The sequence below is a fragment of the bacterium genome (genome assembly GCA_029210545.1).
GTDB lineage: Bacteria > BMS3Abin14 > BMS3Abin14 > BMS3Abin14 > BMS3Abin14 > JARGFV01.
On sequence record JARGFV010000007.1, the window covers coordinates 31,933 to 45,467 of the forward strand.

Here is a 13,535-nt window from a genome sequence, read left to right on the forward strand (position 1 = left end):
CGTCGTTTTCCCCTTCCTTACAAATCAATGACTGCTGATAGATCACCAAAGTCTGTGCGAGACTTTGGCTCTACGGAAAGGAAAAAGCGGGGTTTTTCCTTTCCTCACGGAGACAGCTGATAATCACCAAAGTCTGTGCGAGACTTTGGCTCTACGGAAAGGAAAAAGCGGGGTTTTTCCTTTCCTCACGGATCAGTGACCTGCATTTCAGTCACTGATCCGGGCGCCCTTCCCGGACGCAACCGGTCATTGATCCGGGCGCCCCACCCGGGGCGCGTTGATGACTTTTTGGGAGGTCATCAAGATGAAAATTTAAACTATCATACCTCTTTGGCCCCGCCCGTGACAAGTTCCCTTATCTTCGGTGCCAGCTCCAGTGGGGCCATGGATTTTGGGGCCTCCAGGATGCGGGTGAATCCACTGCCCGGGAGAGTCGGGTCCGACTCATCGAAACTTTCTTTTTTAAGGGTCGAGCTGTAGATGACGAGAAACGCTTCCCGGCGGTTGGGGTTTTCCCGAACCGACATGAGAAACCTGGTCCCCCCCGAGAGGGGCATGATCCGGTCGAGGACCACCACGTCGGGCAGGATCCGCTGATACAGGGAGTACCCCTTTTCGCCGTTTTCCGCGGTATAGCACCTGAACCCTTCGTCCCTGAGCGCCTCCTGCATCGTCACGCGATAAAACTCTTCGTCGTCGATGACGAGGGCGATCAGTTTGCGTACCGGGTTGTCAGACATGGATAGTCTCCGGGACAGAAAGAGGAAGATCAGTCCTCCTTCTTCTCCTCGTTCCGCTCTTCCACGGCGGTATCGGCAGGTGCTTCTTCAGAGGCTTCAGGGACAGCTTCTTCTGCAGGATTGTCCTCCACGGCTTCCGCCTCCGTTGAAGCTCCCGCCTTCGCCTCTTCGGCTTCGGCGGACACGTCGGCGGACTGGTCGGCAGACACGTCAGCAGTGGGAAGTTCTTCAGGGGCCTCTACCGGCGCAGTCACGATCTCCCTGAGGGGCGGAGCCTCTTTCTTGATGGCGTGGCTGATGACCAGCAGACCGTTCTTGGCGCCGGGGACAGGTCCCTTGATCATGAGGAGGTTCTGGTCTTCCCTGATGTCTACGATCACGAGGTTCTGGATGGTGACGGTTCCGTCTCCCATCTGCCCGGGCATCTTCATATTCTTGAATACCTTGGCCGGGTCAGCCGATTGACCGATGGAACCGCCGCCCCTCTTGCTCTCGTGGGTGCCGTGGGTTGCGGTGAACCCCTTAAAGCCGTGGCGCTTCATGACACCGGCAAAGCCCTTGCCCTTGGACGAGCCGGTGATGTCGATGATATCACCCCTGGCGAAAAGGCCTACGGTGATGGCCTGCCCGGGTACGAAAAGAGACGGATCGTCGACCCTGCTTTCACGGACATGGCGCAGGGGGGCTGATCCCGCCTTCTTGAAGTGGCCGAGCATCGGCTTCGTTGTGCGCTTTTCCTTCTTTTCACCGAAGCCGATCTGTATGGCGTTGTAGCCATCGGTCTTGGCGGTTTTGACCTGAAGGATGGTGCAGGGTCCTGCCTGGACGATAGTGACGGGAACTGCGTTACCGGTGCGGTCGAAGATCTGGGTCATCCCCAGCTTCTTCCCGAGAATGGTCTGTCTCATGATAGGTGCCTCCTTTGCCTATCTTATCCGCCATGCGACTCCAGGTGTTGGAGGCCGGCAGGCGAATGGTTTAGTTGGAGAAGGACGGTAATTACCCGATTTGGTGTTGTTCGTCAAGGAGTAAGCATGACCCGAAATCCGCGATTGGTTTTGTTCAACCTCCGGTCGGGGTGTCGGAGGGGCCGTTTTTTCGGTCCCGGTCCGGAGAAAGGATCCGGGCAGCGTCAGGAACTGTTGATCGACGCCCTAACCCCGACCGGAGGGGTCCAATCGACGGATTTCGGGTATGGTCACCCGTCAGTTTTCAGGGGAGGGGGGCCGGAAGAACTCGTCCAGGGAAATCAGGAAGATCGCCAGGAGGATGAGCAGACGGAGCAGGCTGGGGTCCGACCTGTCGGGGCCGCCGGTCTCGATCTCGGCACGGGCTGGTTCAAATTCGGTTGTTGTGAAGGTCGGAGTCGGTGCGGCTGCCTGGAACGAGGGGATAACCTGGTAGGCCAGCCTGTCGCCTTTTACTGATGTTTTGAGTTCAATGGCGTTAGGTGTCCGGCCCGGGACCCTGAAGTAAGCCTCGTACCGACCCGGCCCCACCTTTTCCATGGGAAGGGTGCGGCTGTAACCGTCCGGGTAGCTTGTCACGACCTCTAATCCACCGGCAGAGTCAGGGAAAGCGGTTCTGGTGAGGACAGTCCCTGTCCCATCACCACCTGAGTAGAAAAAGTCTGTCGCCGGGAGTTCATCGGAGAGGAACTTTGCCAGAATAGCGAGCCAGTGCCCTTGGTCAGGACTTCCCTTGCCCCATTCCCTGGCCAGGGATTGTCCTCCATCTGCCGTAAAAACTCCAACCTTGCCGGTTCCAAAGGGCCAGGTCGCAAAGAGGGGAAGGTCCCTGTCGCTCCAAGCGTACAGGGAAGCACCAGGTTTGAGTGTGGTGATAACCTGTCCGTTCAGGTCCGGGAAGCTGTCGATCCCGGGAAAATCCGACGAAAAGAAGTCCACTTTCCTTGCCTGAAAGTTCAGCAGGGAGTCGGCCACCTGTTCGAGATCCATGAGTCCGAAACCTGGGATCTCCTCGATATCGCTTGTCAGGTAGAAGTAGCCTCCCGATTCTTCGGCAAACCGGTTGAGCTGGGGTATATGAGGATCTCCGGCCTTTCCAAAGCCGATGAGACTCACCGTGATCCCCTGCTCTTTCATCTCTTCAAGGAGTTCCCACACAGTGCCCCTGTCGGCTACCTGGTATTCATCCACATCCGCTGTATCAAGAAAGACGAGGATGTGTTTAAGGTCCGAATTCAGGGCGGCAAGTTCCTGATAGGCCGCAAAAAGGCCCGAGTAGAGGTTGATGCCGGGGCCAAAAGCGCTGATGCGTCTGATCTGTTCCGCTTCCTCTTCCACATTTCTGGGTTGAGACGGCTTGATGATCCAGGAAGGCCTGTCCGTGACCGTGAGGACTCCCATCCGGTCCGACTCCTTGATAGCTCCCGCCAGGTTCATGATCGCTTTTTTAGCCATGTCGATCTTGGTAGTCAATCCTCCTTCGGAACCCCGGCTGCGGGCAAAAGTGCTGACTCCCTTTATGTTGAAGAACATGCTCAGTGAGGTGTCGACGACTGCCACGAAGGCAAGATCGGTGCCGGGATCGTCATTTTCCTCGAGTCCGAACTTGACCGGGAGTATGTTTTCAATGGCGGCGCCCCGGTCTCTCGGTGAGATGTCGGATCCCGGGAGAATGAGCAGTTTGTAGCCCTTTCGAAGTACAACGTCCGATAAAGAGGACACCAGCCGGCGGTTGAAATAGGATGCCGGCGCGGAATCCAGAATGAGCAGGCTGTCCCTCCCGGAAACGCCTGGTTCTGGCAGGGCTCCTGAGATCAGATCCCGGATCGAAAGGGAGTGGATCACCATCCCGCTTCTATCAAGGTATCCTGCCAGAGGGGCGTTATTACCCATGGGACTGTAGTAAAAGATATCGGGTTCCTGCAGAGCCCGAATGGGTAGCCTGTGCTGCCCGATGATCGACTCGTCCCGGTCCAGCACCGTCAATTCCACGCTATGAATACCGGGGGTTTTTAGAGCCAGGTCAAAAATGACGATATCGCCGGGTGATACCGATCCGGAAAGCGGCCGGCTCTCGATCCGGCTGTTGTTAACAGAGAGGACGAGCTCTTGTTGTCGCGGGCCAGGAGCGATCCTGACCTGTATCCTGAACACCTGGTTAGCGAAAATGACCCCGGGATAAATGACATCCTTTATAGGATGATTTCGGGATGCCCCCTTAGCCTGGTTCCACGACAGGTTGATACCGGCGAACTCAGGACCATGAAGTTCTTCAGGGAGCACATCCGATATCACTGCAATCGAAATGTCAGGGTTAACTTTCATAAGCCACCGGACAATTGGGAGTGCGGCTTCGAACGAATTGTAAGAGCCAAGGGCTCGGCCTGTTCCGTCCGGCCCGGCTCCGGCAAGTCCATTGCCTCCCGGTTTGTTGCCGACAACTCTGTTATATGTCGCCGAAAGCGTTCTGCCGTTGCGGGCGTTGACAACGGTTCTTAACTTACGAGCGATCCTCTCCGACTCGGCGGAATTCCCTGAAGCCTCATCGACCAGGATGAGGGCGCTGACCGGGCGGGTGTCTCTCAAGGGCCGCTCCCAGGACCACCAGAGAGACAGGACTGCGATGATGATGATGGCTGCTCCCCGAAAAGCAGACAGGAGGGTTGCTGCAGCAGGAGAATGGTATGTGTTGGCAAGTGCTGCCCTTACGGTCAGAAGGATAACCAGGGGGAATATGATCAGGAAGGGTATGATCGGATTCACAGGGCTTCCTCCCTGTACAGTGCCCGGTCGGCGGCCATGACAAGCAGGAAAGCAAGAGCAAGGATCAGGAACATATTCCCCAGTTCTTTTCGAGTCTCCGAACGGATGAGGCGAGGATCATCCGCGATGCCTGTCAGAAGCGGTAGTGAGATCGCTCCGGCCTCTCTGACGAGGGATGCGCATTCTTCCGGTCGGGCCGTATCCGAAACAGTTCCTGCAATGCAGCTTTCAGATTTGACCTGCGTCTCCCCGCTGCGTGCCAGCCAAACCAGGCTGTTCCTGAGAAGAACTGGAAAGGCGGGATCGAGGTATATCCCGTTGTCCCCCGGGTCGAAGGTCCAGACAACTACCTTTTGGCCCTCCATTGTGCCCGCCATAATAAGGGGAATCCCTTGCGCACTGGCCAGGGTCTTAAAACCGGCGGGGGGGGGGATGTCCAGGATTCTGGCGGTCCTGAATTGTCTGAACGAGGCGCCGCGGGTGACAGGATGCCCGGGATGAAAAGAGATGTCCATGGGTGCTGCCCAGATGCGCCGGATTTGGAACGGTCCGAACGATCTTGGTGGAAAGATTATCAGGGCGGGCGATGCTGTTTTGTTGTTCTTCGGCACGGATTTTTCGTGGATGGATACATGGTATCGAGCGGTGGCAGGGTTGTCCGAGACCGGGTGGAGTTCCCGGAAGGCGCTCAGAGCTAATTTAAGGAAATCACTTTCGTTCCCTTGTAGCTGAACGTTAATTGATGACAGATTTTCAGGGGGGATGATGGTTAATCGGTTGTCGCTGGCCAGGTTGTCGTGGACCTCGAGCTGCAGGGATACCTCGGGTTTGGTGATCGGGACTTCGAGAAGATGAAACTCCCCTTCCCCGTCCCGGTCCAGATCTACTGTAAAAAAGACAGATGGACTATTGACGTGATTGTAGGACATCTCGAGGGGACCGGTTCCCAGTCCTTCACTCGCGATCCTTCCATAGATATCATACAGGTTTCCTGCAACTGACGTGACGTCTATCGTGATGAGACCCGCATTCCCTCTCTCCAGCAGCTGGTCAGAGGGGATCCACAGGCCTGGATCCGATCTTTCATCTGAAAGGAAGCGCCGCCATTGTTTTGACCGGGGGGAAACCAGGATCGCTCCTTTGTATTCCACACCCTCCTGCATGGCGCTGGTCGTCGTGGATAATTCCCCGATACTGGAAGAGGTGGAGGCTGACCTGATCCTGGAAAGGTGTGCTGTAAAAGCTTTCCGGTCCAGTTGATCGAAGATGACGGGAGTGGGAGAGGTTACCACAAGAGTGAACAGGTCCTTTTCATGCGCTCGTCTTGAGAACACTTTTAGACTGGACACCATTTCGGAAAGAACGGTGCCATTTTCGAATTGGGCCGAAGATCCCGAGGTGTTATCCAGGACGATCAGCCATCTCCCGGGTTGCCGGTCTTTCCTGACGATGTGTACCCCGTTGAAACTGAGGGCAAGACTAAACAGGGCTATTGTCAGAAAAAGGAGCCTCTGGTTGTTGGTGAAGCGCAGAAGTCTCCTGGACGGTGCGGGGTCCTCAACTTTTTGCCTCGTCAACACAGGGAATAACGATATGGGGACTTCCTGCTGAGCCGAGGCATGCCTCTGCTGCCAGTAAAGGAGCGGAACGATCAGCAGGAAGGTAAACCCCACCCAGCTGTCCAGGGCGATCATCTGCCTCCCCTCCATCCCGGGAGGGTCATGAATCGGATGACCGAATCCTCGAAACCCGTCAGGCTGGAGGCCCTCAGGAACGGGATGTCCATTCTGGAAAAGGCCTCTTCGGTCTCCCTGTGAAAGTCGGCCACGGCTTTCCGGTACGTACGCAGGGTCCGGTAGCCGACCACACGGGTTTTTCGATTCCCGGTTTCAGGATCCACGAGAGCGAGGTGGCCCCTCAATCGTGGTGAGATCTCAAGGGGGTTGAGTGTCTGGATAATACCGACTCGCGCACCCTGAGCCTGCAGGAACTCCAGCTGCTGGAAGTATCCGTTGATCTCGAGGAGATCGGAAATGATGATCGTTCTGAAGATGTGACCCCGGGAAATTCTTCGCAGGTTGGCAAGAGTTGCACCAAGGTCCGTTTCCCCGCCCACAGGCAGGGTTGATAGCTGGTGCAAGAGGTCATGGGTCTCCGATTCACCCCGATTGTACTGGCGTGTGAGTAGAAGCCTGTCGGCCCAGGAGTGGACTGCCAGCTGGTTCCCTGCGCTGAGGATGAGGTATGCGATACCGGCGGCGATCTCCAGGGATCGAGGCTGTTTCTCAGGGTGGGGATTCCTCATGGACGTGCTTGTGTCCACGAGGAGGTGCAGGAGACCCTCCTCTTCGGCAACCACTGTCTTGATGAAGAACCTGTCAAGGCGGGCGTAAAGGTTCCAGTCGATGTAGCGGAGATCCTCCCCCTGGGCATAGGGACGGTGGGAGTCGATCTCGGGTGTGGTGAGCCTGCCCCTTGGAGCAGCGCTGAAAAACTCCAGACGTCCCATGAGAGGGGCAAGCTTCTCCCGGAGGAGCTGCAGGCGCCTGACGAACTCTGGTGAGGTGAGATGGTCCAAGTTTCAGAACTGCTTCCTGACGGAGCGGAAGATCTCCTCAAGAACCCGGTCGGAACTGATCCCTTCGATCTCTCCTTCGAACCTCATGACGAGGCGATGCCGCAGTGCCGGGATATAGTTCTCCTCGATGTCGTCGATGGAGATGTTGACCCTGCCGTCCATAACCGCTGAGATCCGGGCAGCCCATATGATAGCGTTCAGACCCCGTGGCGAAGCTCCATAGCGGATGAAGCGGGAAACGCTCTCTGGAGCCCCGACTTTTCCGGGATGAGTTTTGTGGATCAGCTGTACCACGAAATCGTAAATGCGGTCTGTGATGGGGATGTCGATGACCGCTTTCCTCATGTCGATGATCCGCTGACGCGAAAGGACCGTTTTAACCTTCTTGCCAGGTCCCGGCCCGTTCACATTGAGCCTGCCTATCCGTTTCAGGTTCTCTTCGGTCGGGAAAGGGACCACCAGCTTGAACATGAAACGGTCGAGCTGGGCCTCCGGAAGAGGGTAGGTGCCGGCCATCTCGATGGGGTTCTGGGTGGCGAGGGTGAAAAACAGTTCATCGAGGGCGTGGTTTTTTCCAAAGACTGTAGCCTCGTGCTCTTCCATGGCCTGAAGCATTGCGGATTGGGTTTTGGGGCTGGCCCTGTTGATCTCGTCAGCAAGGAGTATGTTTGTGAAGACAGGCCCTTCCTCGAACCTGAAGTGCCGGCCTCCCTCCCCGTCCTCGACAATGATGTTGGTGCCGATGATGTCGGCCGGCATGAGGTCGGGGGTAAACTGGACTCTTCTGAACTTGAGATCCAGGATATCCGATAAAGTCCTGATCATGAGCGTCTTGCCCAGTCCGGGAGCGCCTTCGAGGAGGACATGTCCGTTGGAGAGAAGCGCCTTGATGATGAAGCCAAGGATCTCTTCGTTCCCGACGATCCTCCTGCCAAACTCGATCTTCACGCGGGCAAGGTCGTCCCTGATATCCTGGATAACAGACGGGATATCCTTTAAGGTTTTTGGCTCCATTTTTTAAGCTCCCAGTAGTAGGTTTGAAGTGGTTCCCTGTATCGGTCAGGGAAGCTTTCGATCCCCTCCTCGAAATTGGATATGATGCCTGGATCCAGTCGAGCGAGGGACTTGCTACCCTGCCCCGGCACCAGGCTCAGGAACCGGGTGGCGTCAGGAAGGTCCCGGAAAGAGTATGCGGCATTCGCGGCAAGGTTGGGGGGGATGGGTTCAGATGCTGTTGGGCTTTCAAAAATGGATTCCAGAGATTCTGGTATCGTCGTGAGACCGCCAACGGCACTACCTCCTGAACCGTTTGGTCCGGCGCCAGGCTCGGAGGTGTCTCCCAGGTCAGAAATTCCCTCTGAATCCGCTGCTTTTTCCGTTGTTTCCCGCTGCGCCTTATCAAGGGCGGACAGCCGTTCTTTTTCAAGGGAAGTTTTATTCCCTGGACCGTCCAACCGATCTGGATCCATTCCTGGTTCCGGAGCAGCCTTTTGTGTCCCCTCCGTGTCAGCCTGAAGGGTGGTCGAAACTGCGGGATGAGGGTCCGGAGCGATCCTGCCGATGATCATCCTTGTTGCTATGTCAGGTGGCCTGTATTCAGCGTTCCAGGTCATATACATCAGGAAACCGAAAATGGGCAGAGTAAGCAGCAATGCCACCGGGGCACGCACTTTCATGGATCTTCTCAGTCTTTCAAAATCCACCGCCTCCAGTGTTTCGAGGGCCTGCGCCTGCCTGATCCGGTTTTGGACCCTGTTTCCCCCCGAGAACCACACATAACTGTAAAGACGATCCTTGAGATCGAATCGGTCATCTACCAGGGTGGCAAACATCTCTGAAGATCCTCTGGTCCGTTCCCTGATCATAAGGACGAGAAAAAGGGTTTCGAAAAGGAAGGGTACCCCCAGTTTGACGTTCCACACGTTGAAAGCGATTGCAGCCACAAGATTGAAGAGCAGGTCCACGATCAGGGCGATGGAGAAGATCGCGAGAGTCCTGTTGATCATATGCCGCCGCCGCAAGGCCCGGATATGTCCGGATACCAGGGTGACAGGGTCTGAACCCTGCAGGGTCTTTGACATGTGCAATTCAGTCAAGGTCTGAATATGTCGGTGATCCGGGCCTTCATCTGTGCCCGGACGTGATCAGCATACTCTTTTTGCAGAGATTTGCTGGTCAGGGAGATGTCGGCACTCCCGCGTCCAGTTCGCAGGCTTACTGCCAGGTCGTCCGACGCCCACAATTCCTGAATCGACTCCTGGAAGGCGGTAGTCACGTAGGTTCCCGGGTGCTGGTCTAAAAGCGGGATGGGGGTCGAGAAACTCAAACGGTAGAGCCTGTTGCGGTGGTCGAATTCGGGGACCAGGTTGATGAGGGCCGATCCCTCGATGTAATAATCGCCGGTTTCCAGCTGCTGCCAGGCAGCGTTGACCGCCTCCTGGACCATCCCCATCTTGACGCCAAAAAGGCTGAACCCTTCCGCCGAAGCATCGGGCGTGATCGTCATGCCGGTGGCGATGATCAGTGCAAGGAGAAAAAACGGTACCCTTTTCATTGGCCCCCCTTCCCATGATAAAAACCTGAAACGGAAGTTAAGTGCAATCGTTACAGGTTGGAATTTAACCACAACCACCAACTCCTGTCCACCCGGGAGCCTGTCGGAGGTTTCACACAGGCTCCCAGGCCAGAAACAAAAAACCTGACAACGTGCCGATGTTTTTCGATACGTTGTCAGGGCTTTTTTGTTTGGCGGAAGTGCATGGGAATCGAACCCACCGTACCGGGTTTTAACCGGCACCACTGGATTTGAAGTCCAGGAGGGCCACCAGTGCCCTACGCACTCCCGGAAGAAGAGTATCGGCCATCGAAGTCTCTGTCAAGAACAAGGACTGTGATTGCCGGTGGAGGAGGAAGGAGGGGAAGACCTGTGTCCCGGCCTCTGCGCATTACCTTGATTGTGTCCAAAATCCAAGGTCCAAAATGCAAACATGGTGAACGGTATTCTCAATTATGTTGAAAGGACGGTTCCTTTTTTAAAGGACGTTTTTTTATGGAGTCCTGGCTTTTGGATCTTAGATCTTGAATTGACTGGCCAAATTACCAACGCGACCGACATAAAGAACAAACTTGACAGTTTAACCGTCAAGTGCTAATCATAACTTAATGCTTGGTGGATTTGCTGGCAGATTTATCGGTAGGTGGGGTGAAATATGTCTCCTGAAGAACTGCTTCACGTGGTTTACAGCATGATCGATCGGTGCTTCGCCCGGGGAATGGAACTCGGCGAGGTTCTCACTGAAATTGAGAACTACATCGCCTCACTCGAAACCTGACGGTCTCTCGAGTTCCGTTTTCCGAGTTCCGAGTACCAAGTTCCGGGTTGAAAACCCAGGTCCGGCTTTGTTTCCCCTGCCGTAAAATCCGGATCCAAAATCCAGGAATGGTTCAGCTGCCGCTCACAGCTACATGATGTCAGTTCCCTATTCACTGCCGGCTTTGCCGGGCGACCCGGGTTTTTCTCCGCCCTTCGCCCTGCGCCCTGGATTTTTCCCTCCGGCAGATTTCTTCAGAATGTCCTTCAGAAATCTGCCGGTGTGGCTCCCTTTCACCTTGGCGACCTCCTCCGGCGTCCCCGTCGCCACCAGGTAGCCGCCCTTGTCCCCGCCTTCCGGCCCCAGGTCGATGAGGTGGTCGGCTGACTTGATCACCTCCAGGTTGTGCTCAATGACGATGACGGTGTTGCCCCTTTGTACGAGGTTATTCAGAACGACCAGGAGCTTGACCACATCGTCGAAATGAAGACCCGTGGTGGGCTCGTCGAGGATGTACAGGGTCCTGCCGGTGTCCCTCTTGGAAAGCTCCCGTGACAGCTTGATCCTCTGGGCCTCGCCTCCCGAGAGGGTGGTCGCCGCCTGCCCGAGCTGGATATATCCCATACCCACCTCCTGGAGGGTGTGAAGGCGCCTCGCGATGACAGGGATCCCGGCGAAAAGTTCAGCGGCCTGGTTCACCGTTCGGGAGAGGACTTCGGCGATGTTGACCCCTTTGTAGGTGATCTCGAGGGTCTCCCTGTTGAACCTCCTGCCGTCACAGATTTCGCAGGTGACGTGGATGTCGGGGAGGAAGTGCATCTCGATCTTCTTGACACCGTCTCCCTGGCAGGCCTCGCACCGGCCTCCCTTGACGTTGAAGCTGAAACGGCCAGGCTTATAGCCCCTGATCCGCGATTCGGGAACCTGGGCAAAAAGTTCCCTGATCGGCGTGAAAGCCCCCGTGTAGGTCGCGGGGTTGGAGCGGGGAGTCCGGCCGATGGGGGACTGATCGATGTCGATGACCCTGTCGATGGCCTCGGTTCCCTTGATCCCTTTGTGGATCCCCGGCCGCTGGGCGTTGATGGATCGGCTTCGGGCGAGGGCACGGTAGAGCGTCTCAATGACCAGGGAAGATTTGCCGGAACCAGACACACCCGTGACGCAGGTAAAAACCCCGAGGGGGAACGAGACGTCGATCTCCTTGAGGTTGTTCCGGGCGGCTCCGGTGACCACGAGGGATCCCAGAAAACCGGCTCGACGCCTCGTTTTTGGGGTCTCGATGGAGAGCCGCCCGGAAAGGTACTTCCCCGTCAGGGACTTTTCGGAGTTCATGATGAACGCGGGAACCCCCTGGGCCACCACCTCGCCGCCGCGCACCCCCGCTCCGGGGCCCATATCCACGACGTAATCCGCCGTGGTGATGGTGTCGGCGTCATGCTCCACGACGATGACGGTATTCCCCATGTCCCTGAGGGCCAGGAGGGTCTGCAGAAGGCGCGCGTTGTCCCTCGGGTGAAGGCCTATGCTCGGTTCGTCCAGGATGTACAGAACACCCATGAGGCTTGAGCCGATCTGGGTGGCGAGGCGTATGCGCTGGCCCTCTCCCCCGGAAAGGGTTCCCGAGGCCCGGTCCAGTGTCAGGTAATCAAGCCCTACATTCCGGAGGAAGCTGAGTCTCTCGGTGATCTCCTTGAGGATCCTGGAGGCGATCTCACTTTCCTTCTCGTTGAGGGTGAGGTCGGAAAAGAACCGGAAAGCTTCGCCAATGGAAAAGTTGGTCACCTGGGAGATATTCAGGTCCCCGACCGTGACGTGCAGGCTTTCCGGGCGCAGTCGGGCACCGCGGCATGCCTCGCACGTCTGGTTGCCCATGAACGACTCGATCTCCTCCCGGCTGTGCTCAGAGCTGGTCTCCAGGTATCTGCGCCTGAGGTTGGGGATAATCCCCTCGAACGGTTTCCGTGTTTTCCACACCTGGCTCGAGTCCTGGTAGCGAAAATTGATGACCTCGGATCCCGAACCGTACAGGACCACGTGACGGGCGATCTCAGGCAGCTTCTCGAAGGGAACCGTCAGGTCGAAGCCGAAGTGTGTGGCAAGGGCCTGGAGAAGCTGGTGATAGAACATGCTGTTTCGTTTGCGCCATGGAGCAAGAGCCCCCCCCCTGATGGAGAGGCCGGGATCCGGGATCACCAGGTCCGGGTCGATCTCGGTGGTGAAACCGAGGCCGCTGCATGCCGAACAGGCGCCGGTGGGGTTGTTGAATGAGAAGAACCTGGGTGAGATCTCCGGGTAGCTGATCCCGCAGGAGGCGCACGCCAGTTTCTCCGAAAAGATGGTCTCCTCGTCCTTGCCGATCAGGGCGATCAGGAGGCCGTCTCCCACCTTGAGGGCCAGCTCCACAGAATCGGCCAGCCGGTTGCGGACCTCCGGCTTGACCAGGATGCGGTCGATGACGATCTCGATGTCGTGCTTTTTCTTCCGGTCCATTAAGATCTCTTCGTCCAGACCGAGGATCTGACCGTCGACCCGGGCCCTCAAGAACCCCTGCCGGGCGAACTTTTCGAGTTCCTTGCGGTGCTCTCCCTTGCGGCTGCGGACAATGGGAGCGAGGAGTGTCAGACGGGTACCCGGTTCGATCTGGATGAGGGCGTCGGTGACCTGCTGGGAGGAACTCGCCTCGATGAGACGGCCGCACTGGTAGCAGTAGGGGATGCCGATCCTGGCGAAGAGAAGCCGGAGGTAATCGTAGATCTCCGTGACGGTCCCCACGGTGGAGCGGGGGTTCCTGCTCACAGTCTTCTGTTCGATGGAGATGGCGGGCGAGAGCCCCTCGATGGAATCCACGTCCGGCTTGTCCATCTGCTCTAAAAACTGTCTGGCGTAGGCGGAGAGGGACTCGACGTACCTCCGTTGTCCCTCAGCGTAAAGTGTGTCGAAGGCAAGGGATGATTTTCCTGAACCGGAAACCCCCGTGATGACAGTCAGGGTGTCCCTCGGGATCGTTACGTTAACGTTTTTCAGGTTGTGTTCCCGGGCGCCCTTTATGGTGATTTTGTCGGTGGACAAGGGGCTAACTCCTAATCAGCTGTTGATAGGGTCGCAAAAAGTCCAGTCGGGACTTTTCCTGGCTCATTAATGTCCTGGGGAAAGGGAAAAGCGTCGTTTTCCCTTT

Annotated in this window: 9 protein-coding genes, 1 tRNA gene and 1 pseudogene; 1 reads left to right on the forward strand and 10 read right to left on the reverse strand. The window is 56.7% G+C overall.

Going from position 1 to position 13,535, the window contains the following annotated elements; genetic code table 11:
• Nucleotides 1-320: 320 nt before the first annotated feature.
• The 9 genes and pseudogenes from P1S46_01640 to P1S46_01680 form a co-directional block, all read right to left on the reverse strand.
• Nucleotides 321-740, reverse strand: a complete 420-nt coding sequence (locus tag P1S46_01640; protein MDF1535189.1) for a response regulator — start codon at nucleotides 738-740, stop codon at nucleotides 321-323.
• A 275-nt stretch (nucleotides 741-1,015) separates the two neighbouring features.
• A pseudogene (rplC, locus tag P1S46_01645) lies at nucleotides 1,016-1,648 on the reverse strand (50S ribosomal protein L3).
• A gap of 297 nt (nucleotides 1,649-1,945) precedes the next feature.
• On the reverse strand, nucleotides 1,946-4,471 hold the full coding sequence (locus tag P1S46_01650; protein ID MDF1535190.1) for a VWA domain-containing protein: 2,526 nt from the start codon (nucleotides 4,469-4,471) through the stop codon (nucleotides 1,946-1,948).
• Complete coding sequence (locus P1S46_01655) at nucleotides 4,468-6,165, reverse strand: hypothetical protein (protein ID MDF1535191.1); 1,698 nt, start codon at nucleotides 6,163-6,165, stop codon at nucleotides 4,468-4,470. The genes P1S46_01650 and P1S46_01655 overlap by 4 nt, the downstream gene beginning before the upstream one ends.
• Nucleotides 6,162-7,049 (reverse strand): DUF58 domain-containing protein, encoded by an 888-nt coding sequence (locus P1S46_01660; GenBank protein MDF1535192.1) that lies wholly within the window; start codon nucleotides 7,047-7,049, stop codon nucleotides 6,162-6,164. The genes P1S46_01655 and P1S46_01660 overlap by 4 nt, the downstream gene beginning before the upstream one ends.
• Nucleotides 7,050-7,052: 3 nt before the next feature.
• Nucleotides 7,053-8,063 (reverse strand): AAA family ATPase, encoded by a 1,011-nt coding sequence (locus P1S46_01665; GenBank protein MDF1535193.1) that lies wholly within the window; start codon nucleotides 8,061-8,063, stop codon nucleotides 7,053-7,055.
• Complete coding sequence (locus P1S46_01670) at nucleotides 8,045-9,130, reverse strand: hypothetical protein (protein ID MDF1535194.1); 1,086 nt, start codon at nucleotides 9,128-9,130, stop codon at nucleotides 8,045-8,047. The genes P1S46_01665 and P1S46_01670 overlap by 19 nt, the downstream gene beginning before the upstream one ends.
• Before the next feature lie 11 nt (nucleotides 9,131-9,141).
• Nucleotides 9,142-9,603 carry a hypothetical protein gene (locus P1S46_01675; protein ID MDF1535195.1) on the reverse strand — a complete coding sequence of 154 codons (462 nt, stop codon included), beginning with the start codon at nucleotides 9,601-9,603 and terminating at the stop codon, nucleotides 9,142-9,144.
• A 192-nt stretch (nucleotides 9,604-9,795) separates the two neighbouring features.
• Nucleotides 9,796-9,893, reverse strand: a tRNA-Sec gene (locus tag P1S46_01680).
• A gap of 365 nt (nucleotides 9,894-10,258) precedes the next feature.
• On the opposite strand from P1S46_01680, the gene P1S46_01685 reads away from it, so the two are divergent.
• Complete coding sequence (locus P1S46_01685) at nucleotides 10,259-10,381, forward strand: hypothetical protein (protein MDF1535196.1); 123 nt, start codon at nucleotides 10,259-10,261, stop codon at nucleotides 10,379-10,381.
• Between the two features lie 147 nt (nucleotides 10,382-10,528).
• On the opposite strand, the gene uvrA is transcribed toward P1S46_01685, so the two are convergent.
• The gene (gene uvrA / locus P1S46_01690; protein ID MDF1535197.1) at nucleotides 10,529-13,429 is read right to left on the reverse strand and encodes an excinuclease ABC subunit UvrA; all 2,901 of its coding nucleotides are present in this window, start codon (nucleotides 13,427-13,429) and stop codon (nucleotides 10,529-10,531) included.
• Nucleotides 13,430-13,535 lie beyond the last annotated feature (106 nt).

Coding starts and splice junctions, on each gene's coding strand:
- P1S46_01640 (MDF1535189.1), bottom strand. CDS start 740: ATGTCTGACAACCCGGTACGCAAACTGATCGCCCTCGTCATCGACGAC.
- P1S46_01655 (MDF1535191.1), bottom strand. CDS start 6,165: ATGATCGCCCTGGACAGCTGGGTGGGGTTTACCTTCCTGCTGATCGTT.
- P1S46_01665 (MDF1535193.1), bottom strand. CDS start 8,063: ATGGAGCCAAAAACCTTAAAGGATATCCCGTCTGTTATCCAGGATATC.
- P1S46_01670 (MDF1535194.1), bottom strand. CDS start 9,130: ATGTCAAAGACCCTGCAGGGTTCAGACCCTGTCACCCTGGTATCCGGA.
- P1S46_01675 (MDF1535195.1), bottom strand. CDS start 9,603: ATGAAAAGGGTACCGTTTTTTCTCCTTGCACTGATCATCGCCACCGGC.
- P1S46_01685 (MDF1535196.1), top strand. CDS start 10,259: ATGTCTCCTGAAGAACTGCTTCACGTGGTTTACAGCATGATCGATCGG.